Annotated in this window: 18 protein-coding genes; 11 read left to right on the top strand and 7 right to left on the bottom strand. The window is 70.0% G+C overall.

Annotated features, from left to right (window positions below; translation table 11 throughout):
- Positions 1 to 24 precede the first annotated feature (24 nt).
- Positions 25 to 4,035 carry an ATP-dependent RNA helicase HrpA gene (gene hrpA, locus QF046_RS17440; protein ID WP_307372261.1) on the top strand — a complete coding sequence of 1,337 codons (4,011 nt, stop codon included), beginning with the start codon at positions 25 to 27 and terminating at the stop codon, positions 4,033 to 4,035.
- A 17-nt stretch (positions 4,036 to 4,052) separates the two neighbouring features.
- Positions 4,053 to 4,997, top strand: coding sequence for an NADP-dependent oxidoreductase (locus QF046_RS17435; RefSeq protein WP_307372259.1), 945 nt, complete (start codon positions 4,053 to 4,055; stop codon positions 4,995 to 4,997).
- On the opposite strand, the gene QF046_RS17430 is transcribed toward QF046_RS17435, so the two are convergent.
- Positions 4,981 to 5,352, bottom strand: coding sequence for a helix-turn-helix domain-containing protein (locus tag QF046_RS17430; protein WP_307372257.1), 372 nt, complete (start codon positions 5,350 to 5,352; stop codon positions 4,981 to 4,983). The genes QF046_RS17435 and QF046_RS17430 overlap by 17 nt on opposite strands.
- Positions 5,353 to 5,465: 113 nt before the next feature.
- On the opposite strand from QF046_RS17430, the gene QF046_RS17425 reads away from it, so the two are divergent.
- Positions 5,466 to 6,107 (top strand): NADPH-dependent F420 reductase, encoded by a 642-nt coding sequence (locus tag QF046_RS17425; RefSeq protein ID WP_307372255.1) that lies wholly within the window; start codon positions 5,466 to 5,468, stop codon positions 6,105 to 6,107.
- 30 nt (positions 6,108 to 6,137) lie between these two features.
- Complete coding sequence (locus QF046_RS17420; protein WP_307372253.1) at positions 6,138 to 7,172, top strand: LLM class flavin-dependent oxidoreductase; 1,035 nt, start codon at positions 6,138 to 6,140, stop codon at positions 7,170 to 7,172.
- A gap of 94 nt (positions 7,173 to 7,266) precedes the next feature.
- Here the strand turns inward: QF046_RS17420 and QF046_RS17415 are convergent, their stop codons facing one another.
- The 6 genes from QF046_RS17415 to QF046_RS17390 are packed head-to-tail and all read right to left on the bottom strand — an operon-like array spanning position 7,267 to position 13,589.
- Entirely contained in the window at positions 7,267 to 8,400 is a 1,134-nt protein-coding gene (locus tag QF046_RS17415) for an LLM class flavin-dependent oxidoreductase (protein ID WP_307372252.1), read from the bottom strand.
- Position 8,401: 1 nt separating this feature from the next.
- Positions 8,402 to 9,202: an ABC transporter ATP-binding protein gene (locus tag QF046_RS17410; protein ID WP_307372249.1), complete on the bottom strand. Its 801-nt coding sequence runs from the start codon at positions 9,200 to 9,202 to the stop codon at positions 8,402 to 8,404.
- Complete coding sequence (locus QF046_RS17405) at positions 9,199 to 10,158, bottom strand: ABC transporter ATP-binding protein (protein ID WP_307372246.1); 960 nt, start codon at positions 10,156 to 10,158, stop codon at positions 9,199 to 9,201. The genes QF046_RS17410 and QF046_RS17405 overlap by 4 nt, the downstream gene beginning before the upstream one ends.
- Positions 10,151 to 11,026: an ABC transporter permease gene (locus tag QF046_RS17400; protein ID WP_307372243.1), complete on the bottom strand. Its 876-nt coding sequence runs from the start codon at positions 11,024 to 11,026 to the stop codon at positions 10,151 to 10,153. Before QF046_RS17400 ends, QF046_RS17405 begins: the two co-directional genes overlap by 8 nt.
- Positions 11,023 to 12,072: an ABC transporter permease gene (locus tag QF046_RS17395; RefSeq protein WP_307372241.1), complete on the bottom strand. Its 1,050-nt coding sequence runs from the start codon at positions 12,070 to 12,072 to the stop codon at positions 11,023 to 11,025. Before QF046_RS17395 ends, QF046_RS17400 begins: the two co-directional genes overlap by 4 nt.
- Before the next feature lie 2 nt (positions 12,073 to 12,074).
- Positions 12,075 to 13,589 carry an ABC transporter substrate-binding protein gene (locus QF046_RS17390; RefSeq protein WP_307372237.1) on the bottom strand — a complete coding sequence of 505 codons (1,515 nt, stop codon included), beginning with the start codon at positions 13,587 to 13,589 and terminating at the stop codon, positions 12,075 to 12,077.
- A gap of 120 nt (positions 13,590 to 13,709) precedes the next feature.
- Between QF046_RS17390 and QF046_RS17385 the strand changes: the two genes are divergently transcribed.
- The 7 genes from QF046_RS17385 (at position 13,710) to QF046_RS17355 (ending at position 22,118) form a co-directional block, all read left to right on the top strand.
- Positions 13,710 to 14,405, top strand: coding sequence for an alpha/beta hydrolase (locus QF046_RS17385; protein ID WP_307372235.1), 696 nt, complete (start codon positions 13,710 to 13,712; stop codon positions 14,403 to 14,405).
- Positions 14,402 to 15,745 (top strand): O-acetylhomoserine aminocarboxypropyltransferase/cysteine synthase family protein, encoded by a 1,344-nt coding sequence (locus tag QF046_RS17380; protein WP_307372232.1) that lies wholly within the window; start codon positions 14,402 to 14,404, stop codon positions 15,743 to 15,745. Before QF046_RS17385 ends, QF046_RS17380 begins: the two co-directional genes overlap by 4 nt.
- A 31-nt stretch (positions 15,746 to 15,776) precedes the next feature.
- A complete protein-coding gene (locus QF046_RS17375; protein ID WP_307372229.1) occupies positions 15,777 to 16,832 on the top strand; it encodes an LLM class flavin-dependent oxidoreductase in 1,056 nt (351 codons plus the stop codon).
- Positions 16,833 to 16,938: 106 nt separating this feature from the next.
- Positions 16,939 to 17,928 carry a Gfo/Idh/MocA family protein gene (locus QF046_RS17370; RefSeq protein WP_307372228.1) on the top strand — a complete coding sequence of 330 codons (990 nt, stop codon included), beginning with the start codon at positions 16,939 to 16,941 and terminating at the stop codon, positions 17,926 to 17,928.
- Entirely contained in the window at positions 17,928 to 18,935 is a 1,008-nt protein-coding gene (locus tag QF046_RS17365; RefSeq protein ID WP_307372226.1) for an NYN domain-containing protein, read from the top strand. Before QF046_RS17370 ends, QF046_RS17365 begins: the two co-directional genes overlap by 1 nt.
- 86 nt (positions 18,936 to 19,021) lie before the next feature.
- A complete protein-coding gene (locus QF046_RS17360) occupies positions 19,022 to 20,809 on the top strand; it encodes a glycoside hydrolase family 3 protein (protein ID WP_307372223.1) in 1,788 nt (595 codons plus the stop codon).
- A 10-nt stretch (positions 20,810 to 20,819) separates the two neighbouring features.
- Complete coding sequence (locus tag QF046_RS17355; RefSeq protein ID WP_307372221.1) at positions 20,820 to 22,118, top strand: DUF1343 domain-containing protein; 1,299 nt, start codon at positions 20,820 to 20,822, stop codon at positions 22,116 to 22,118.
- The last annotated feature ends 61 nt before the right edge of the window (positions 22,119 to 22,179 follow it).

Below are 22,179 nucleotides of genomic sequence, written 5' to 3'. Positions count from 1 at the left end.
GGCGAGGAACCCCGGAGTGACCGGATGCCGGCGGGCATCGTACGATGGAGGGCTATGTCTTCGCCCCTGATCGTGTATCCCCCCGAGCTGCCGGTCAGTGCCGCGCGCGAGGAGATCGCCGCAGCCATCCGCGACCACCAGGTGGTGATCGTCGCCGGAGCGACGGGATCGGGCAAGACCACGCAGCTGCCGAAGATCTGCCTCGAGCTGGGCCGCACGCGCATCGCCCACACGCAGCCGCGACGCCTCGCCGCCCGCACGATCGCCGAGCGCGTCGCCGAGGAGATGCACGTCGAGCTGGGCGACCTGGTCGGCTACAAGGTGCGGTTCACGGATCAGGTGTCGGATGCCACGCGCATCGCGCTGATGACCGACGGCATCCTGCTCAACGAGATCCACCGCGATCGTCTGCTGCGCCGCTACGACACGATCATCATCGATGAGGCGCACGAGCGCTCGCTCAACGTCGACTTCCTGCTCGGCTACCTGCACCGCATCCTGCCGGAGCGGCCTGATCTGCGGGTGATCATCACCTCGGCGACGATCGACCCGCAGAGCTTCGCCGAGCACTTCGCCTCGGCCGACGGCGAGCCCGCCCCGATCATCGAGGTGTCCGGACGCACCTATCCGGTGGAGATCCGGTTCCGGCCCCTGGTCGACGAGTCGGCGGGCGATGAGGCTTCGACGGGCTCAGCCACCCAGATCTCGCACGCCGCGAAGGACGCCGAGGACGAGGTCACCGCCATCGTCACCGCCCTGCGGGAGCTCGACCGCGAGGCGCCGGGAGACGTGCTGGTGTTCCTGCCGGGCGAAGCCGAGATCCGGGATGCCGCAGAGGCGGTCCGCAGCGCCTACCGCTCGTCCACCTCACCGGTGGAGGTGCTGCCGCTGTACGGGCGGCTGTCCGCCGCCGAGCAGCATCGGGTGTTCGAGCGCTCGATGGTCGCCGGTGTCCGACGCCGTGTCGTGCTGGCCACGAACGTCGCCGAGACGAGCCTCACGGTGCCGGGGATCAAGTACGTGATCGACACCGGCACGGCCCGCATCTCGCGGTACAGCGCCCGCTCGAAGGTGCAGCGCCTGCCGATCGAGGCGGTGTCGCAGGCCTCCGCGAATCAGCGCGCCGGTCGCGCCGGTCGCACCAGCGACGGCATCGCGATCCGGCTGTACTCCGAGGAGGACTTCGAGGGGCGCCCGGAGTTCACCGAGCCCGAGATCCTGCGCACCTCGCTGGCGTCGGTGGTGCTGCAGATGCTGTCTCTCGGCTTCGGCGACATCACCGAGTACCCGTTCCTCACTCCCCCGGATTCGCGCGGAGTGAAGTCCGCGCTCGAGCTGCTCACCGAGATCGGCGCGGTCGACCTGACCCGCGGCGCCCAGCCGCGCCTGACGCGCATCGGCCGGGACATCTCGCGGATGCCGATGGACCCCCGTTTCGCGCGGATGCTGGTCGAAGCCGCCGCCTCCGGCTCCTCGGTGCTGGCCGATGTGATGCCCATCGTGGCCGGGCTGTCGATCCAGGATGTGCGCGAGCGCCCCTCCGCGGATGCTCCGCAGTCGCTGCGCGATGAGGCCGACCGCTCGCACGCCCGCTTCGTCGATCCCACCAGCGACTTCCTGACGCTGCTGAACCTGTGGAACCACCTGCGCGAGCAGCAGAAGGAACTCGGCTCCAGCGCCTTCCGGCGGATGTGCCGCAGCGAGCATCTGAACTACGTGCGCGTGCGCGAGTGGTTCGACGTGCACCGCCAGCTCAAGACCCTGGTGAAGTCGACCAAGGGCGAGAAGCGCCCCGCCGGTGGCGGAGCCTCCGACCCGGATGCCCTGCATCGGGCGATCCTCGCGGGACTGCTCTCGCAGATCGGCATCCTCGACGAGCGCACCGCGGCACCCGTTTCGTCTCGCTCCGCTCGCTCAACGACCGGGCCGGAGAAGAAGCGCCGCATCGCCGAGTACCGCGGTGCCCGCGGCATCCGCTTCTCGATCTTCCCCGGCTCGGGACTGCGCAAGAAGTCCCCGCAGGCCGTGATGGCCGCCGAGATCGTGGAGACCTCGCGCATGTTCGCGCGCACGGTGGCCGCGATCGACCCTGCCTGGGCGGAATCCCTGGCCGGCGATCTCGCCAAGCGGCAGGTGAGCGAGCCGCACTGGTCGAAGGACGCCGGAGCGGCCGTCGCCTACGAGAAGGTGACGCTGTTCGGCGTGGAGATCATCCCCCGCCGGCGCATCCAGTTCGCCCGCATCGACCGCGCCGGTGCCCGCGAGCTGTTCCTGCGGCACGCGCTGGTGGAGGGCGAGTGGGACCCGTCCCGGATCGACAAACGGGTCAGCGCGTTCTGGCGGGCCAACGCCGAACTGCGCCGCCGCCTCGAGAAGCTCGAGGAGCGCGAGCGCCGCCGCGACATCCTCGCCGGCGACGAGACGGTCTTCGCGTTCTACGACGAGCGCATCCCGCATGAGGTGTTCGACGTGCGCTCCTTCGAGAAGTGGTGGCGGGAGGCGCTGTCGAACACGCCGAAGCTGCTCGTCATGCGCGAGAGCGACCTGCTCGAGGACGACGGGCGCGCCGACCAGTCCGAGTTCCCGACCCGGTGGACGCAGGGCGACCAGGTGCTGGGCCTCGCGTACCGGTTCGAGCCGGGCGCCGAAGACGACGGTGTGAGCGTGGTGCTGCCGCTCGCGCTGCTGCAGCAGGTGCGCGACACCGGGTTCGACTGGCAGGTGCCTGGGCTGCGCGATGAACTGATCACCGCGCTGCTGCGTGCACTGCCGAAGGCCATCCGCCGGCACGTGGTCCCCGCCGCCGACTGGGCGGGCAAGTTCGGCGAGCAGATCGCCGATGGCGGACCCGAGAACCACGGCGGCATGCCGGAGCGCTCGCTGAAGGAGGCGCTGGCGCGGTTGATCCAACCGCTCGCGAATCAGCCGGTCTCGGCATCCGACTTCGACGACGAGCGCGTGCCCGGTCACCTGCGGATGAACTTCCGCGCCGTGGACGAACGCGGGCGCGTGGCCGACTCCGACCGCGACCTCGCGACGCTGCAGCAGCGACTGTCGGACCGCTCCCGTCAGAGCGTGGCGCGCTCGATCGCGCAGCCGGACGTTCCGTCGAAGGGACGCCGACCGGATGCGGCCGCGGTGGCCGCGGCATCCGCTCGCGGCCCGATAGAGCGCGATGGGCTCACCGACTGGAGCTTCGGCGAGCTGCCCGAGGTGCTCGACACGAAGGTCGCCGGCGGCGTCGTGCGCGGCTACCCGGCGATCATCGACCGCGGCGCGACCGTGTCGGTGCGGCTGGAGGCGACGGCGGACGCCGCGGCATCCGCGAGCCGTGACGGCGTGCTGCGCCTGGTGCTGCTGAACGTCCCCTCCCCCGCCTCCTACGTGCAGAATCACCTGACCTCGGCCGAGAAGCTGGCCCTCGCTGCGTCCCCGTACCAGAACGTCGCGGCGCTGATCGAGGACGCCCGCACGGCCGTCGTGCGCGGTCTGATCGATGAGGCGACGGGCGGCGCCGTCATCCGCAGCGAGGCGGAGTTCCGCCGGGTGCGGGATGCTGTGAACGCGGCGCTCGTCGACAGCCTGTTCGCCTGCGTATCGCTGGTCGCCCGCATCCTGACCCGGAGCCGCGATGTGGAGCGCGGCATCAAGTCGCAGAACTCCCTCGCCCTGCTCGGTCCGCTGAACGACATCCGCTCGCACCTGAGCGGTCTGCTCCCGCCCGGATTCATCTCGCAGACCGGTGTGGGGCGCCTCGCGCACCTGCCGCGGTACCTGGACGGGATGGTGGAGCGGCTGACGACGCTCGCGAACGAGCCCGGCAAGGATCGCACGCGCATGACCGAGTATGAGCGGATGGCGCAGGCGTTCGAGGATGCCGGCGGCGCCATCCCGCTCTCGAAGGATGCGCCCGCCGCGCTCGTCGAAGTGCGCTGGCTGCTGGAGGAGTACCGGGTCAGCGTGTTCGCGCAGCGCCTGGGCACGGCACAGCCGGTCTCACCGCAGCGGATCATGAAGGCGCTCTCGGCGCGCTGAGAGGTTAGCCTGGGGCCATGGCTCGCGCGATCGTCCACACCGAACTCGGCTCCCCTGACGTCCTCCGCCTGGTGGAGGTTCCCGACCCCGTAGCCGGACCAGGCGAAGTGGTCGTGCAGATCGAGGCCGCCGGGGTGAACCCGATCGATGTGAAGCAGCGCGCCGGCATCCGTCCGCTGCCGCCGATCACCGAACCGCGCCATGTCGGCTTCGACGGGGCCGGCACGATCTCCGCGGTCGGGGAGGGCGTCACGGGGTTCGCGGTCGGCGAGCGCGTCGCGATCGGCGACACCCGCGGCACATACGCCACGGCCCTGGCCGTGCCCGTGAAGAACATCACGCGCCTGCTCGACGAGGTCACCTCGGCCGAGGGCGCCGCCCTCAGCATCCCCGCAGGCACGGCGTACCAGGCGCTGCGCTCCCTCGGTGTCCGCAAGGGCGAGACGCTGCTCGTGCACGCAGGCTCCGGTGCGGTCGGACAGGCCGCGGTGCAGTTCGCCGCACTCTGGGGCGCGACGGTCATCGCGACGGCCAGCCCGGAGCGTCACGAGCAGGTGCGCGCACTCGGTGCGATCCCGGTCGCCTACGGCGAGGGTCTCGCCGACCGGGTGCGCGAGGCCGCCCCGCAGGGCGTGGACGTCGCGTTGGACTGCGCGGGCACCGACGAGGCCATCCAGACCTCGCTCGACCTGGTCGCCGACCGTGAGCGGATCGCGACGATCGTGCGCGGACCGGATGCCGCCGAATTCGGCATCCGCGCCTTCTCGGGCGGAAGCCCGACCCCGCTCACCGAGCAGGAGCTGAGCTGGCGTCGTGAGGCAGTGGGCGTCGCGATCAACCTCATCGAGGCGGGCGACTTCCAGATCGAGCTCGGCCCGGAGCTTCCTCTCGCCGAGGCGGCACGCGCGCACGAGCTGATCGAGCAGCACGCCGCCTCGGGCAAGATCATCCTCCGACCCTGACCTCCCGATCCGCCGACGCAGCGCTCACCGGCGCCTGCTCCCAGCGCTGGGACCACTGCACGAGCGGATTCAGGATCTGGATCAGTTCGCCGCCGGCGGGCGTCAGCCGGTAGTGGATCTGCACGGGCACCGTCGGGATGACTTCGCGCGCGACCAGGCCGTGAGTCTCCAGCTCACGCAGCCTCGCGGCCAGCAGCCGGTCCGAGAGGTCGTCGACGGATTCGATGATCTTCGAGAATCTGTCGGCACCGCGGGACAGCGCCAGCAGGATCGCGGCGTTCCACTTCTTGCCGGCGAGCTCCGCCGACCGCCGGAAGGCGCGGCACTGCTCGTCGTCGATGTGCTGAGCATCCATCTGCTTCTCCCGCTCCTGTTGCTTACTTATAGTTAGCAGATTACCACCGGTTGGCGGCGCTGAGCTCCGTCCTGCACGCTGGAGGGACAGGCCGATACGAGAGAGGTGCCGAAGTGACGAGGATCGCAGTTCTGGGAGTCGGGCGAGTCGGATCGGCGGTGGCCCGCACCGCGATGCGCGCAGGCTACGACGTCCTGGTCGCCGGCTCCGGGCCGGCGGAAGACATCGCCCTGCTCGCGGACATCGTCATGCCCGGCGCGGTGGCGATGACGGCGGCCGAGGCCAGCCTCGCGGCGGACATCATCGTGCTCGCCGTTCCGCTGCACAAGCATCGTTCCGTGGATCCCGCGCCCCTCGCCGGCAAGGTGGTCATCGATGCCATGAACTGGTGGACGCCCGTCGACGGCTCCAGCGACGACCCCGACCGTGATGACACCCGCACGAGCGAGATCGTCGCGCAGCACTTCGACCGCTCACGGCTCGTGAAGTCCCTCAACCACATCGGCTACCACGATCTCGAGGAGCACGGCACAGCGGCGGACACGCCCGACAGGCGGGCACTCGCGATCGCGAGTGACGACGAGGCAGCCGCGGAGCTGGTCGCGGAGATGCTCGACGGGTTCGGCTTCGACGCGGTTTACGCCGGTCCGCTCGATCATGGCCGATTCTTCGGCCCCGGCACCCGGATCTTCACCAGCAGCCTGACCAGAGAGCAGCTCGAGGCGACCCTTCCGGCCGTCGAGCTCGCGCTCTGACACCGACCTTCGACAACACAGGAGAAAACCATGGAACTGGGCGCCTACAGCTTCGGCGACACCCCTCGCGACCCGGACGGCACGCTTCGTTCGACTCCCGAGGCGATCGCCAACCTCTTCGCGGCGATCGTGCACGCCGACACGGTGGGGCTCGACTACTTCGCCGTCGGCGAGCACCACACCCACGAGATGCCGGCATCCTCCCCGGGCTCGATGATCGCGGCCGCCGCCGGCGCGACGTCCCGCATCCGCCTCGGCTCCGGGGTCAGCGTGCTCAGCACCGACGACCCCGTCCGGGTGTTCCAGCAGTTCGCCACCGCCGACGTGATCTCGGGAGGACGGGTGGAGATCACCGCAGGCCGCGGGTCGTCCGTCGAGTCGTTCCCGCTGTTCGGCTACGACCTGCGCGACTACGACCGTCTGTACGAGGAGAAGCTCGACCTGCTCCTCAAGATCAATGCCTCCGAGCGCGTGACCTGGCATGGGACGGTGAGGTCGGATATCGAGGACCTCGCCGTGGTGCCGCGTCCGGTGAACGGATCTCTGCCGATCTGGCTGGGCACCGGTGGCAGCGCGCCGTCGTCCGCGCGCGCGGGTCGCCTGGGACTGCCGATCAGCTACGGGATCATCGGCGGGGCGCCGCACCGATTCGCGCCGCTCGCCGAGCTCTACCGGGCCAGCGCCGCGCAGGCCGGGCACACGGGTCCGGAGATCAAGGTGTCCGTCGCGGGGCTCGGCCTCATCGCCCCCACCAAGAAGGAAGCGCTCGAGCGGTTCTATCCGGGATGGCGCAACATGAACGAGTTGATGGCCGAGCAGCGTGGCTGGGCGACCCCGAGCGATGACGACTACCTCGCTCAGGCGCACGCGCCGGGCGCCTACTACGTGGGGGACCCGGACGACGTCGCGGACCGCATCGTCCACCTGCACGGATACCTGGGGCACATGCGGCACTTCCTGCAGATGGACATCGGCGGGCTGCCGCAGGAGCACCTGCTGGAGTCGATCTCGCTGCTGGCCACCGAGGTCAAGCCGCGGGTGGAGAGGCTGCTCGCGAAGAAGTGAACCCGGTCTCAAGCCCGTCTATTTGTGCGCAACGCGCGCGATTCGGCCGTTACCGGCGCGTTGGGCACAAATAGACGGGCTTCTGCGGGGCGGGTCAGGCGGCGCTCTCCTCGGCGGCGGCCTCCTGTGCGGCCTCATCGCGCAGTCGGGCGCCCTCGCGCAGCAGCGGGATGAGCTCGCGGCCCCAGTCGCGCACGTCGCCCAGCGGGTCGAACCCGCGGATGAGGAAGCGCGTCACGCCGAGGTCGTAGTACTTCAGCAGCGCCTCCGCGACCTGCGCCGGGGTTCCGACCGGCGCCGTCGAGTTCCCGGCGGGCCCCATCAGCTTGGTGATGCCCAGCCAGAGCCGCTCGTCGTGCACGTCGCCGCGCTGCGCGTGCTTCTGCAGCAGATCGGCCGACAGGGACGTCTTCTCGGGCCCCGCCGCGCGAGCGAAGGCGAGGGTCTCCCCCGACGCGGCCCCGGACTTCAGCGCTGCGGCTTCGGCGTAGATGCGGTCCGCCTTCGCCCACGCCTCCTCCTCGGTGTCGGCGATGATGGGCCGTGTCGAGAGGCTGAACTCCACGTGCCGTCCGGCCTTCGCCGCGGCGGCACGGATCGTGCGGACGTGCTCGGCGACGTCGGCCAGCGGTTCGCCGAAGAGCATGTACACGTCGGCGCCGTTGGCTCCCACCTCGACCGCGCCCTCGGACAACCCGCCGAAGAAGATCGGGATGCCGGCATCCGTCGCGGGCTTGACGGCAGAGTACGCGCCTTCGAAGCGGTAGAACTCGCCCTCGTAGTCGAACGGGTCCTCCGAGGTCAGGGTGCGGCGCAGCACGTCGATGAACTCCCCGGTGCGCCGGTAGCGGTCGCCCTTCTCGCTGAAATCGCCGTCGCGGCGCTGGTCGGCCTCACTGCCCCCGGAGATGTGGTGGATCGCGACGCGTCCTCCGCCGGTGAGGTGATCGAGGGTCGCGAGCTTGCGGGCGACGAGCGTCGGGGCGACGAATCCGGGGCGGTGCGCGATGAGCACCTTGAGCTCGTCCGTCGCATGCAGGGCTGCCGCGGCGACCGCGAACCCGTCCGGCGAGCTGGCGCTGTACCCGATGAGGACGCGGTCGAAGCCGGCATTCTCGTGAGCCCGCGAGAACTCCTTCACATAGGCCGGGTCGACGACCGGCCCGTCCACGGCTTTCGTCTCCGAGCCGGCGGTCGTGGCGATCATTCCGAGCAGTTCGATGGGCATGTCAGCTCCTTGCGAGGGGTGCGGGTCGGTTGGGAAAGCGGATGTCGATCACGGGGACCGACTCGATGAGACGGCGGGTGTACGGATGCTGAGGGTCCGCGACGATCTGCCGCGTGAGACCGTCCTCGACGATGCGCCCGCGGTGCAGCACGACCAGGCGGTCACTCATCGCGGCCAGCGAGCCGATGTCGTGCGAGATGACGAGCATCCCGAGCTGCTCGCCGCGACTGCGCCGCAGCGCGATGAGCGCCTGCACGACCCTGTCGCGGCTGGCTGCATCGAGCGCGCTGACCGGCTCGTCGAGCACAAGCAGGCGCGGTTCGACGACCAGCGCGCGGGCGATGGCGGCCCGCTGTCGCTGCCCGCCGCTGAGCCCGGACGGAAGCCGATCGAGCAGCTCGGTCCCCAGACCGACGGCCTGCACCGCGGACTCGACGCGCTCGCGGGCGACAGCCGCCGGCACGCGCGAGATGCGCAGACCTTCCGCGATCGATTCCGCGATGCGGATGCCGGGATCCAGCGAACGCAGCGGATCCTGGAACACGTACTGGACGGTTCCCGAACGGCGCCAGCGCCGCAGCGCAGCACCTCGCAGCCGGGTGATGTCATGGCCGTCGACCAGCACCTGACCGGCGCTGGAGTCCACCGTGCGCAGCACGGCCTTCGCGAGCGTGGTCTTGCCCGATCCGGACTCGCCGACCACGCCCACCACTTGTCCTGCGCGCAGGCTCAGCGACAGCGCGTCGAGCACCCGTACGCGGCCGTAGTCGACGGTGAGGTCACGCAGTTCGAGGAGTGTCATCGCAGGAACCTCTCCAGCCCGTAGGCGGCATGCGCCGACACCAGCGAACGGGTGTACGGATGCCCGGGGGCGCGCAGCACGCGAGATGTCGCTCCGCCCTCCACGACCAGACCGTCGCGGAACACCAGCACGCTCTCGCACACCTGGGCGACGACCGCGAGGTCGTGCGAGACGAGGATCAGGGCGAGTCCGCGCTCGCGCCGCAGACGGGCCAGCAGCTCGAGCAGCTCCGCCTGCACGGTCACGTCCAGGGCCGTGGTCGCCTCATCGGCGATGAGCACGGCGGGGTCCGCGGCGAGCGCCATCGCGATCAGCACCCGCTGCAGCATCCCTCCCGACAGCTCGGCTACGCGCTGGCGCAGCACGAGATCCACGCGGCGGATGCCGAGGTCGTCCAGCAGCTCACGGGCGCGCTGCTTCGCCTGGGCGCGCGGCACCCCGGCGGTCACTCGCAGCGTCTCCGCGAGCTGTGCGCCCACCGGGATGGCGGGGTTGAGATACGACGCGGGGTCCTGGAACACGGCGCCGATGCGGGTGCCGCGCACGGAGCGCCAGTCCTTCTCGGATGACGCGGTGAGGTCGCGCCCGTCGACCTGCACCGTCCCGCCGGTCACCGAGACACCGGGAGGCAGGATGCCGAGCAGCGCCCGGCAGGTGAGGGTCTTGCCGCTGCCGGACTCCCCCACCACGCCCAGCGCCTCGCCTCGGCGCACCGCGAGCGAGACGCCGTGGACGAGCTCGGTGCCGTCGGCTGCGGTAAGCACCAGACGGTCGACGGCCGCGATGGCGGGACGTGCGACGGAGCCCTCGTCGAAGGAGGGGTTGAACGGGTGCGGAATGGAGGACGATGGCGCTTCTGAAGGCGAATCTGCAGCAGATCGTCCTTCAGAAGCGCGTTCGTCCTGCAGAATCGGCGCAGAATCCCGGCTCAGATCCTGCAGGGTCGGCTCAGACATGGACGGACTCCTTCCGTGCGGCGGCGCGTGAACGTGCGGGGCGGGTGGCGACCCCGCCGATCCGATCGCGCACGGCATCGGCGAGCAGGTTCAGCGCTCCGACGGTGAACACGATCGCCAGTGCCGGCGCCAGCGGCCCCTCGGGACGCTGGGCGAGATAGCCCAGGTCGCTGGCCAGCATGCCGCCCCAGGTGGGCGCAGGCGGCTGCACCCCGATGCCGAGGAACGTCAGCGAGGCGACCGCGAGCAGCGCGGATCCCAGGGCGTTGATGGAGGCGACCACGAGCGTCGGCGCGACCTGACGCCACACGTGCCGGCCCAGCACCCACCAGGCGGAGGCACCGAGCAGGGTCGCCGCCTCGACGTACTGCGCATCGCGCACGCGCAGCGTCGCGGCTCGCGACACCCGGAAGAATCCGGGGGCGATCAGCAGACCGATCGCCGTCGTCGCCTGCACGAGTCCGTTGCCCAGCAGAGCGGCGAAGACGATCGCGAACAGGATGAACGGCAGCGCGAGCAGGGCGTCCACGACGCGCAGCGCCAGCCACTCGCCGACCCGCGGGAGGAACGCGCTGAGCGCGCCGGGGAGCGCGCCGACCACGAGTCCGATCAGCGCCGCGGCGAGCGCACTCAGCAGCGAGGCGGGCGCCCCGGCCAGCAGCCGGGAGAGCACGTCCCGTCCGAGGTAGTCGGTGCCGAGCAGGTGCGCGGACGTCGTCCCCTGCAGAAGGTGCCCGGTGTCCTGCGCGAGTGGATCGAGCGGCGCGAGCGCAGGTCCGGCGACGGCGAGCACGGCGACGATTGCGACGAGCACGAGGGCCAGGCGGACGGTCCAGGCGCCGCCGTCGGCGCGCGGTGTGCGGGTCATGCGGCGCTCCTGTCCGTACCGGAGCTGCGGCGGATGATGAGATTGATCACGATGCCGGAGATCACCACGACGACGATCGCGACGAGCAGCACGCCCTGCACGACGGGCACGTCTCCCTGCAGCGCGGAGGCGTTGGCGAGGCGGCCGAGCCCCGGCATCCCGAAGATCACCTCGGTGATGACGGCGCCGCCGACCAGGCGCGGCACGTGCACGCCGAGTGCGCTGAGCGCGGGCGCGGTGGCGTTCGGCAGCGCATGGCGGAACACGATCCGCACGGGGCCGAGGCCGTGCACCCGCGCACCGATCACATAGTTCTCGGTGAGGGCGCCCACCAGCGAGGTGCGCAGCTGGCGGGCGATGTCGGCTCCGGCGTCGAGGCTGAGGGCCACCGACGGCAGCACCAGGCAGGTCAGCCAGGCTCCGATGTCCCTCTCCGGCGGCACGTAGCCGGCGACGGGGAACAGCGGGATCGCGTAGCCGAACACCAGGATCAGGGCGATCGCGACGACGAAGGCCGGAACGGTGGTCGCGATGCTGCTGAGCACCGTGACCAGTCGGTCGACGATGCCGCCCCGGGTGACGGCCGCGAGGATGCCCAGTCCCGTTCCGCCCAGCAGCGCGCACAGGGTCGCTCCCGTGGCGATCGAGAGGCTGACCGGGAACGCCTGGGCGATGCTGTCGGAGACCGGGATGGTGGTGAACCAACTGGTGCCGAGATCACCCGTGAGGGCGGAGCCCAGCCAGTCCAGATAGCGCACCAGGAAGGGACGATCCAGCCCGAACAGGTGGTTCAGCCGGTCGATGTCCGCCTGGGTGGCGACTTCGCCCAGGGCGACGGCGGCCGGATTCGATCCGGACGCCGCGCCCAGCGCGAAGGTCGCGAAGGTGGCGAGGACGAAGACGGTCGCGGCGGTGCCGAGCGTGGCGAGCACCCGTCCCGCGACGGGCCGCAGCGGATGCGGAGCAGCCTGGAGGCCGCCGGCGGCGGCATCCTCCGACGTCCGGGACTCCGCCTGCGCGGAGCCCGCGTCGGCGACGACGCTCACGCTCAGCCCTTCACCTTCACGTCTTCCCAGCGCTGCACGTCGAGCCAGTGCCGGATGCCGGTCACCTTCGCCGGGTGGGCGAGGATGCGCGGCCAGCTGAACAGGAAGGTGTTCGGCTGCTGGGTCACGCCGATCTCCACGGCGTGCTGGATCTTCTCGGTGTAGTCGGGCGCATCCGTCGGGGTCGCACGGGCCGCGTCGATGGCGTCCGTGAGCTCCTGCGGCGTCTGCCGACCGAGGTTCATCAGGCCCTCGGGTCCGTAGAGCACCTCGAGGCCCTGCAGCGGCGATTGGCGTCCCGAGTAGCTGTCGAGCACGAACGGGTGCGTGCGCTGCACGTAGTTCTGCGAGATCGCCGCCGGCGCCAGCACGTTCAGCTTCACGTCGATGCCGGCCTCGGCCCACTGCGCCTGCAGCACCTCGGCGAGCGCGACGTCGGCTTCGCCCAGGGCCAGGTCGATCTTCAGCCCGTCAGGATGCCCGGCCTCGGCCAGCAGCTTCTTCGCCGCGGCGACATCGTGCGAATAGAGGTCGTCGAGCTGCGGGTCATGAGCGACGTATCCGTCGGGAAAAGGCTGCCAGTTCGGCGTGCCCTTGCCGAAGTAGGCCGCATCGATGAGTGCCTGACGGTCTGTGGCGTGGCTGATCGCCTGCAGCACCCGATGGTCGTCGAAGGGAGCCACTGTGCCGTTCACGTCCAGCGCCCGCACGGTGAGCGCCTTGATCTCCTCGACCTTCAGGTTCGCGGTCTCGGCGGCCTGCGCCTGGGAGGGCGGGATGATGGCGACATCCCACTGCCCCGTGGAGACTCCTGCGACCACCGTGGCGTCGTCGGTCACCGGCACGACGTGGAACTCGTCGATGAAGATGTGATCCGCATCCCAGTACTTGTCGTTCTTCTCCAGGTCTGCATGCGCGTTCGGCACGTATTCGGTCAGTTCGAAGGGGCCGGAGCCCTCGGGCTGGGTCGCGAGGGATGCGACGTCGTCGAAGGCGGTCGGGTTCACGATGAAGCCGGTCTTGCCTGCGAACAGGTACGGCACCTGGTAGTCGGCCTGGTCCAGGTGCACGGTGACGGTGTGCGCGTCGACGACGTCGACCGCGGCGATGATGCGCAGCTGACCGGCGAGCGTGGAGTTGTCCTGGTCGCGGCCCCGCTCGAGGTTCTGCTTCACGGCCTCCGCGTCCACCGCGGTGCCGTCGCTGAACTCGGCATCCGGGCGCAGATGGAAGGTGATCGCGGTGCCGTCCGCGCTGTACTCCCACTTCTCGGCGAGCCCGGGCACGACCTCGCCCTTCGTGTCCAGCTGCGTCAGTCCGTCGTAGACCAGGGCGAGCGCGTGGGTGTCCCAGCCGGCGGTCGAGGTGACCGGATCCCAGCTGGTGGGCAGGTTCCAGCCCCAGGTCAGGGAGGTGGTGTCGGCGGAGGAAGCACCGGCGGAAGCACTGCAGCCGGCCATCGCGAGGGACGCGACAGCGAGCACGGCGAGGGCGGGGAGTCTGCGGTGAGAGGTCATGGCAGTGAAGCTAGAAGCCGCGACGGGATGCCTGCAAGCGTTCTGAAGCGCGGAGTCACGTGACGCAACAGTTCGTCACATCCTGCGCCTGACGGGGTGCGGATGCCGAAGATGGGACGCATGAGTTCCGACCCCACCATCGTCTTCACCCCTGCCGCCCGCGTCCGAGGGACGCTCGCGATGATCGCCGGGCGTGATGAGACGGCAGCCGTCTACCGGCGGTTCGGCCTGCGCATCAGCGCGGACGGGTACACGGTCGGCGTGTTCGATGGTCCGGATGCCGCGGCCGCAGCTGCCTGGCTCGGAGAGCAGCCGGAAGGCCCACGGGTGCTGGTCGGATCAGACACCGGCGCCTCGGCCGTGCTGACGGCGCTCGCGCAGGGCGACGTCGCCGACGCGGCGATCGTCGCCGGCATCGTCGTCGACACGGAGCACACGCCGACGGATGCCGAGCGCACCGCCTGCCCCGTGCACTTGGGCGTCCTCGCCGAGCAGCACGCCGCGGTCCGGGAGCCCGCCGTCGTCCCCGCCGCAGCCGCCGGGTTCCCGGACGTCGCGGATCTCGCCGCGGTCTCCGTGCCCGTGCTCGCCGTGCACGGCGGAGCCGACCCCGTCACGCCGTTCGCGCAGGCCCGGTCCGTGCTGTCCGCCATCCCCGACGTCGAGACCGTCGAGACGGTCGACGGGCTGCACGACGCCCTGAACGATCAGACGCACCGCAGCGTCGCCGCGAGTATCGTGCTGTGGCTGGAGCGGCTGCGCACAGGCGACGTGCACGCGCCGATCGTGCGGCATGCGGAAGACGTGAACGCATGACCGACGTCGCCGTACCGCCCCGCGAGCGCGGCTTCGCCACTCCTTCTATCGAGCGCGGGTTCGCCACGACCCAGGTGCACACCGGCTTCACCCCCGGTACGACCTGGTCCACTGCGGTGCCTCCCATCCACCAGACCGCCGCCTACGAGTTCTCCTCGCTGCAGGAGGCCGCCGACCTGTTCGCGCTGCGCAAGGCCGGCATCATCTACAGCCGCAACGCCAGCCCGACGCAGCAGGTGCTCGAAGAGCGCGTCGCCGCACTCGAGGGCGGCGTGAGCGCCGTGGCCGTGGCATCCGGTCAGGCCGCCGTCGCCGTCACCCTGCTCGCCCTCGCCGGCCGAGGCGGGCACATCGTCGCCGCCGACCAGCTGTACGGCGGCACGGTCGACCTGCTGCAGGACACGCTCGACGATTTCGGCATCCCGGTCACGTTCGTCGACCAGGACGACGCCGATGCCTGGCGCGCCGCCATCACGCCGCAGACGCGTGTGCTGTTCGCCGAGACAGTCGCCAACCCGATCGCCCAAGTGCTCGACATCCGCCTCGTCGCCGACATCGCCCACGAGGCCGGCGTCCCTCTGGTGGTCGACAGCACCGTCGGCACCCCGGCGCTGATCCGCCCGGGCGAGCACGGAGCCGACTTCGTCGTGCACTCGGCGACCAAGTTCCTTTCCGGCCACGGCACCTCCCTCGGCGGCGTCGTCGTCGATCAGGGCACGTTCGACTTCGGCGCGGAGCCTGGCCGCTGGCCGCAGTTCACCGGACCGTACCGCCGATTCGGCGACCTGGTGCTCTGGGATCGCTTCGGACAGGGGCAGGCCTTCGCCGCGCTCGTCAAGTCCAAGTACGTGCACGACCTCGGTCCGTCGCTGTCGCCGTTCAACGCCTGGCAGATCCTGCAGGGCATCGAGACGCTCGACCTGCGGGTCGCCCGCCAGTCGGCGAGCGCGCTCACGATCGCCCGGCACCTGGCGCAGCATCCGTCGGTCGCCCGCGTGCACCACCCTGGCCTCGCAGGCAATCCCTGGCACGATCTGGCGCAGCGCTACCTGCCGAACGGCGTCCCCTCGGTGTTCTCCTTCGATCTCGTGGGTTCCGAGTCCGACGTGACCGCACGGGTCGCCCGGGTCATCGAGGAGCTGAGGATCTTCCGGCTGGTGGCAAACCTCGGTGATGCGCGCAGTCTGGTGGCGCACCCGGCATCCATGACCCACTCGCATCTCACCGCGACGCAGCGCGCCGCGGCCGGCATCTCCCTGAACACCGTGCGACTGTCCATCGGCATAGAGGATCCCGCCGACCTCGTCGCAGACCTCGACCACGCGCTCACCCGCAGCTGACCTCTCACGTCCCCCGCCGAACAGGAGCATCATGGCCATCGATCTCGGATACTGGACCCCCGTCTACGGCGGATTCCTGCGCAACGTGCGCGATGAGGGCCGCATGACCGCCACCTGGGAGTACATCCGCGAAGTGTCGGTCACGGCCGACCGGCTGGGCTTCCACACCACGCTCGTGCCGGAGCTGTACCTCAACGACCGCAAGGGCACGGATGCCCCGAGCCTCGAGGCCTGGTCGCTCTCGGCCGCGATCCTCGCGGCGACCGACAGACTGCGCGTCATGACCGCCGTGCGGCCCGGGTTCCACCTGCCGGCGGTGCTCGCCAAGACCGTGTCGACACTGGACAGCATCGCGCCGGGGCGCGTGGCGCTGAACGTCGTGGCGGCGTGGTGGGCCGAGGAGGCGCGCCAGTTCGGCGGAGTCTTCCCCGCGCACGATGCCCGCTACGCGCAGGCGTCCGAGTTCGTGACCGTGCTGAACGGTCTGTGGGAGCAGACGCCGTTCAGCTTCACCGGCGACCACTACGAGTTCGAGGACACCATCGTCGAGCCCAAGCCGTCATCTCATCCGGTGGTCTTCGCCGGCGGCGAGAGCGACGCGGGCCGCGAGGCCATCGCCGGCTTCGCGGACGCCTACGTCATGCACGGCGGCACTCTCGACGAAGTGCGCGCGAACGTCACCGACATGAACGCCCGCTCCGAGCGCCTGCACGGGCGCCCGATCTCCGAGTTCGGCATGCCCGCCTACGTGATCGTCCGCGACACCGAGACCGAGGCGCTGCGCGAGCTGGAGCGCATCACGACCGTCGACCCGGACTCCCCCGGCTACGCGTCCTTCGAGCAGTTCCGGCAGAACTCGAACCTGTCGCTGGAGCTGTCCAAGCGCGAGTACTCGGTCGGCACGCGCGGGTTGCGGCCGAATCTGGTGGGCACCGCCGAGCAGGTCGCCGAGCGCATCAACGAGTATGCGGATGCCGGCATCAGCCTGCTGCTGATCCAGGCGTCGCCGCTGAACGAGGAGCTGGAGCGCATCGCCGAGGAGGTCTTCCCGCTCGTGCCGCAGCGCTCGCTGGTCACGGCCCGCTGACAGACCCGTCTATGTGGCGCATTCCGCCCCGATTCCACCGGTTCCACGGCGGTCTGCGCCATATAGATGGGCACTGACGTCGGCGCGCGCCGATACGCTGGAGACCATGACCGGTCTTCGTTGGGGAATCCTCGCCACGGGTGGCATCGCCGCCGCCTTCGCATCCGACCTGCGCACCGCGGGTCTCGACCTGGCGGCGGTGGGTTCGCGCAGCCAGGCGTCCGCCGATGCCTTCGCCGCACGCTTCGACATCCCGCGCGCGCATTCCTCTTACGAGGCGCTCGTCGCCGACCCTGATGTCGACATCGTCTACGTCGCCACCCCGCACCCGATGCACCACGCCAATGCGAGGCTCGCGCTCGAGCACGGCAAGCACGTGCTCGTCGAGAAGGCGTTCACCGTCAACCGCGAGCAAGCGGCAGATCTGCAGCACTTCGCCGCCGAGAAGGGACTGCTGGTCATGGAGGCCATGTGGACCCGCTACCTGCCGCACATGGTGCGCATCCGCGAGATCATCGCGGCGGGCACGCTCGGCGAGATCCGCGCGGTGATGGCCGATCATACGCAGAAGATCAGCGACGACCCGGCGCACCGCCTGAACGCGATCGAGCTCGGCGGCGGCGCCCTGCTGGACCTCGGCATCTACCCGATCTCCTTCATCTGGGACGTCCTGGGCGAGCCGGAGACGATCCGGGCCACCGCGCGCCTCATCGAGACCGGAGCGGATGCCGAGGTCGCGACGCTCATGACGCACGCCGGCGGCGCCGTCTCGACGAGCCTGTCGTCCTCACGCGCCGCGGGCCCGAACACGGCGGCCGTGATCGGCACCGAGGCGCGGATCGAGATCGACCGCGTCTGGTACACCCCGACCTCGTTCCGCGTGGTCTCCCCCGACGGCACAGTGCTCGAGGAGTACCGCTCCGAGGTCGAGGGACGCGGCATGCAGTACCAGGCGTTCGCGGCCGAGGACGCAGCCCTGAACGGCGATCCGGCGGGCGCCGTCCTGGCGCTGCCGATCGGTGAATCCGTCGCGATCATGGGCACGCTCGATGAGATCCGGCGCCAGGTCGGCGTCACCTATCCCGAGGAGGCCTGATGGCCGACACCGCAGGAAGAGTCGCCGTCTATCTCGACTTCGACAACATCGTCATCTCCTGGTACGACCGGGTCCACGGGCGCAACGCGTACGGCAAGGACCGCCAGCGCATCACCGACGACCCGCACGACAAAGAGGTCGTCGAGCGGTTGAAGCAGGCCATGATCGAGGTCGGTGCGATCATCGACTACGCCTCCTCATTCGGCACCCTGGTGCTCACGCGCGCCTACGCCGACTGGTCCTCGCCCGTGAACGCCGAGTACCGCTCGCAGCTCGTAGCCCGAGCGGTCGATCTCGTGCAGCTGTTCCCGGCTGCCGCGTATGCGAAGAACGGCGCCGACATCCGCCTCGCCGTGGATGCCGTCGAGGACATGTTCCGTCTGCCGGACCTCACGCACGTCGTGATCGTCGCCGGCGACAGCGACTACGTGCCGCTCGCCCAGCGCTGCAAGCGCCTCGGGCGCTACGTCATCGGTGTGGGCGTGGCGGGCTCCACCGCCAAGTCACTGGCCGCTGCCTGCGACGAGTTCGAGTCCTACGACTCGCTGCCCGGCGTCGTCCGCCCGTCCAAGACCGTCACGGCACCGGCGGCGACGGCACCCGGGGCCACGGCGGCCACGGCGTCTGCGGACAAGGTCTCCAAGACGGTCAAGGCCGCCAAGGAGGCGACGCAGGCCCCGGAGAAGCCGGAGCCGAAGCGCGCGACGAAGCCCCGCAGAGCGCAATCGGCGAAGACCGAGGAGAGCAGAGCGGAGGAGGCCCCCGACGAGCAGACCGAGGCCACGCAGCTGCTGGAGCGGGCGCTGCGGCTCGGCCACGACAAGGCGGATGCCGATGAGTGGCTGCACGCGTCGGCCGTGAAGACGCAGATGCGCCGGATGGACCCGTCCTTCAGCGAGAAGGCGCTCGGATACCGCTCCTTCAACGATTTCCTCCGCTCCCGCGACGACATCGCCGAGCTGGAGGAGACCGGGCACGAGCGGCTGGTGCGCCTGCGCGAAGGCTAGGGGTCTACCCGAACAGGGACCGCGTTGCTAGGCTGACCGGCACGTCTGGGGACGATGCTGGGGACGAACTCGATGAGGAGAACGTCATGCAGAGAAGACCCGCACACCGCGCCCTGGCCATCGCCGCGGCACTGTCGTTGACCGCGACGCTGGCACCGGCGGCCGCGTCGGCTGCACAGACGCCACCAGGGAGAGATCGGGCCGCTCAGGCGTACGCCGACACGACACTCGAGTCGATGACGCTGGAGCAGAAGATCGGGCAGCTGTTCATCCTGTTCGCCTACGGCCCTGACGCCGAGACCGTCGACTCGCGCAACACCACGCTGTATGGCCGGCCGACCGCATCCGACATCATCTCGGAGTACGAACCAGGCGGTTTCATCCTGTTCTCCGCACGGGACAACATAACGGATCCCACGCAGGTCGCGACCCTCTCCAACGGGCTGCAGGATGCCGCGATGGAGGCGGGCGCCGGCATCCCGCTGCTGGTCAGCACCGACCAGGAGCAGGGTCTCGTCACCCGGATCGGATCCCCGGCGACCCTCTTCCCTGGCAACATGGCGCTGGGCGCGGGGCGCAGCACCAAGGACACCCGAAAGGCCGCTGCCGTCACCGGTCAGGAGCTGCTGGCGATGGGCATCCAGCAGAACAACGCTCCGGACGCCGACGTCAACATCAATCCCGACAATCCCGTGATCGGCGTGCGCAGCTTCTCATCCGACCCCGCACTCGTCTCGCAGCTCACGGCTGCGGCGGTGCAGGGCTATCAGGAGGATGCCGGGATAGTCGCCACTGCCAAGCACTTCCCCGGGCACGGCGACACGGACACGGATTCCCACTCCGGGCTTCCGGTGATCACCCACACTCTCGAGGAGTGGCAGCAGATCGATGCGCCACCGTTCCGGGCTGCCATCGAAGCCGGTGTGGATTCGATCATGACCGCCCACATCGTCGTGCCGGCACTGGACGACAGCGGCGACCCCGCGACCCTGTCTCACAAGATCGTCACCGGGCAGTTGCGCGAAGCCCTCGGGTTCGACGGCGTCATCGTCACCGACGGACTCGAGATGGCCGCCGTCCGGCAGAAGTACGGTGACGGCGAGGTCGCCGTGCGTGCGATCGAAGCCGGCGTCGACCAGCTGCTGCTGCCCGCTGCACCGCGCGAGGCGTATGCGGCGATCGACGATGCCCTCGACTCCGGCCGGTTGACAGAGCAGCGCATCGACGAATCCGTCGAGCGGATCCTGAAGATGAAGTACGAGCAGGGAGTCATCAAGCATCCGAAGGTCGATGTCGACAAGGTCATGAACACCGTCGGCAAGAACTCCAGTCTGCGAGCGGCCGAGAAGATCACCGACCGCACGACGACACTGGTCCGCAACGACGACGGAGCACTTCCCGTGGCCGTGCAGGGCAAGACGGTGCTGGTGACCGGCTACGGCGAGGTGACCGGGCGCACTCTGGCCGCCGAGCTGACCGCTCGCGGCGCCGAGGTCACCGCGCTGCCCACCGGCACGGCACCATCGACGGCGCTGATCGCCGAGGCCACTGCCGCCGCCGCGATGAGCGACGTCACCGTCGTGCTCACCAACGGCGTCACCGCGACGAGCCGACAGAAAGACCTGGTCGCGGCGCTGGATGCCACGGGCACGCACCTGGTGGTCGCGGGGGTGCGCAACCCGTATGACATCAACCAGCTGCCCGAGGTCGACAACTTCATCGCGACCTACTCGTACGCCGCCCCCGCTCTCGCGTCGCTCGCCAAGGTCATCACCGGCGAGATCACCCCGCAGGGCGCACTTCCCGTCGATATCCGCACCGCAGACGGATCGGGCGACATTCTGTACCCGTTCGGCCACGGATTGGGGTGGTGACGTCATGAACATGACCAGGCGAGGAATTCTGCAGGCTGCCGGCGCGGCCGCAGCCACCGCCGCCGGCGTCGCCGCGAGCGGGAGCGTCGCATTCGCGGGCGACTCGGCCGTGGCATCCGCCGATCGTGGCCGGAGCCTGCGCACCGGCGCGGACATCGCCGCCGCCGACGGTTGGCGGATGTTCGCCGGACGCAAGGTCGGCGTCATCACCAATCCGACCGGGGTGCTGCGCGACTTCACGAGCATCGTCGACGACATGCACGCCAGAGGTGTCGATCTCGCGGCGGTGTTCGGGCCGGAGCACGGCTTCCGCGGCACGGCGCAGGCCGGTGAGGCCGAGGACACGTTCACCGATCCCCGAACCGGTGTGACGGTTTACGACGCCTACGGCGCCACGGTCTCGAAGCTCGCCGGGTTCTTCACCGCGGCCGGCGTCGACACGATCGTGTTCGACATCCGTGATGTCGGTGTGCGGTTCTACACCTACATCTGGACGATGTGGACGGCGATGCAGGCCGCCGCCCAGGCGGGTGATCTGCGCTTCGTGGTGCTCGACCGCCCCAACCCGCTCGGCGGTCGGGCCCGCGGTCCCGTGCTGCAGCAGGGATACACCTCGGGCGTCGGTCTGCTGGAGATCTCCCAGCAGCACGGCATGACCGTGGGCGAGCTGGCGCGGTTCTTCAACGCGACGTTCATGGAACGGGCAGAGCAGCGGAAGCTGACCGACCTGAAGGTCGTCGCGGTCGAGGGCTGGCACCGCGAGATGGTGGGTCCTGATCAGGCCGATCGGTGGATCCCACCCTCCCCCAACATGCCCACCCCTCAGACGGCGACGCTGTATCCGGGCACCGGCATGGTCGAGGCGACGGACTGGTCGGAGGGGCGGGGCACCACCCGCCCGTTCGAGCTGATCGGTGCGCCGTACCTCGACCACAGGTGGGCGTCGGCGCTGAACGCGAAGAACCTCGCCGGCGTGGAGTTCCGCGAGGCGTATTTCACACCGACGTTCTCGAAGAACGCCGGCAAGGTCTGTGCGGGCGTGCAGGTGCACATCCTGGATGCCGAGAGGGTCGATGCCATCGAGGTCGCGACGCACATGCTCGTGGAAGCACGCCGGATCTATCCTGAGTTCGCCTGGCGCGGCGACGGCGGCCGATGGATCGGCCTGCTGACGGGTTCGGGCCGATTCCAGGAGCAGCTGGAGGCGGGTGCTTCGGCCGAGGAGATCATCGCGGCCTGGCAGCCCGAACTGCGGAAGTTCGTGGACGACACCCGCCCGCACCTGCTCTACGGCGGCCCCAGGCGATGACTCCGGCGCGGTGAGGGCGCCGGAAGCATCCGGCGCCCTCACCTCGGCGATAGTCTCGACG

The sequence above is a fragment of the Microbacterium sp. W4I4 genome (assembly GCF_030816235.1).
Lineage (GTDB): Bacteria > Actinomycetota > Actinomycetes > Actinomycetales > Microbacteriaceae > Microbacterium.
This window is presented reverse-complemented; position numbering and strand designations above follow the sequence as displayed.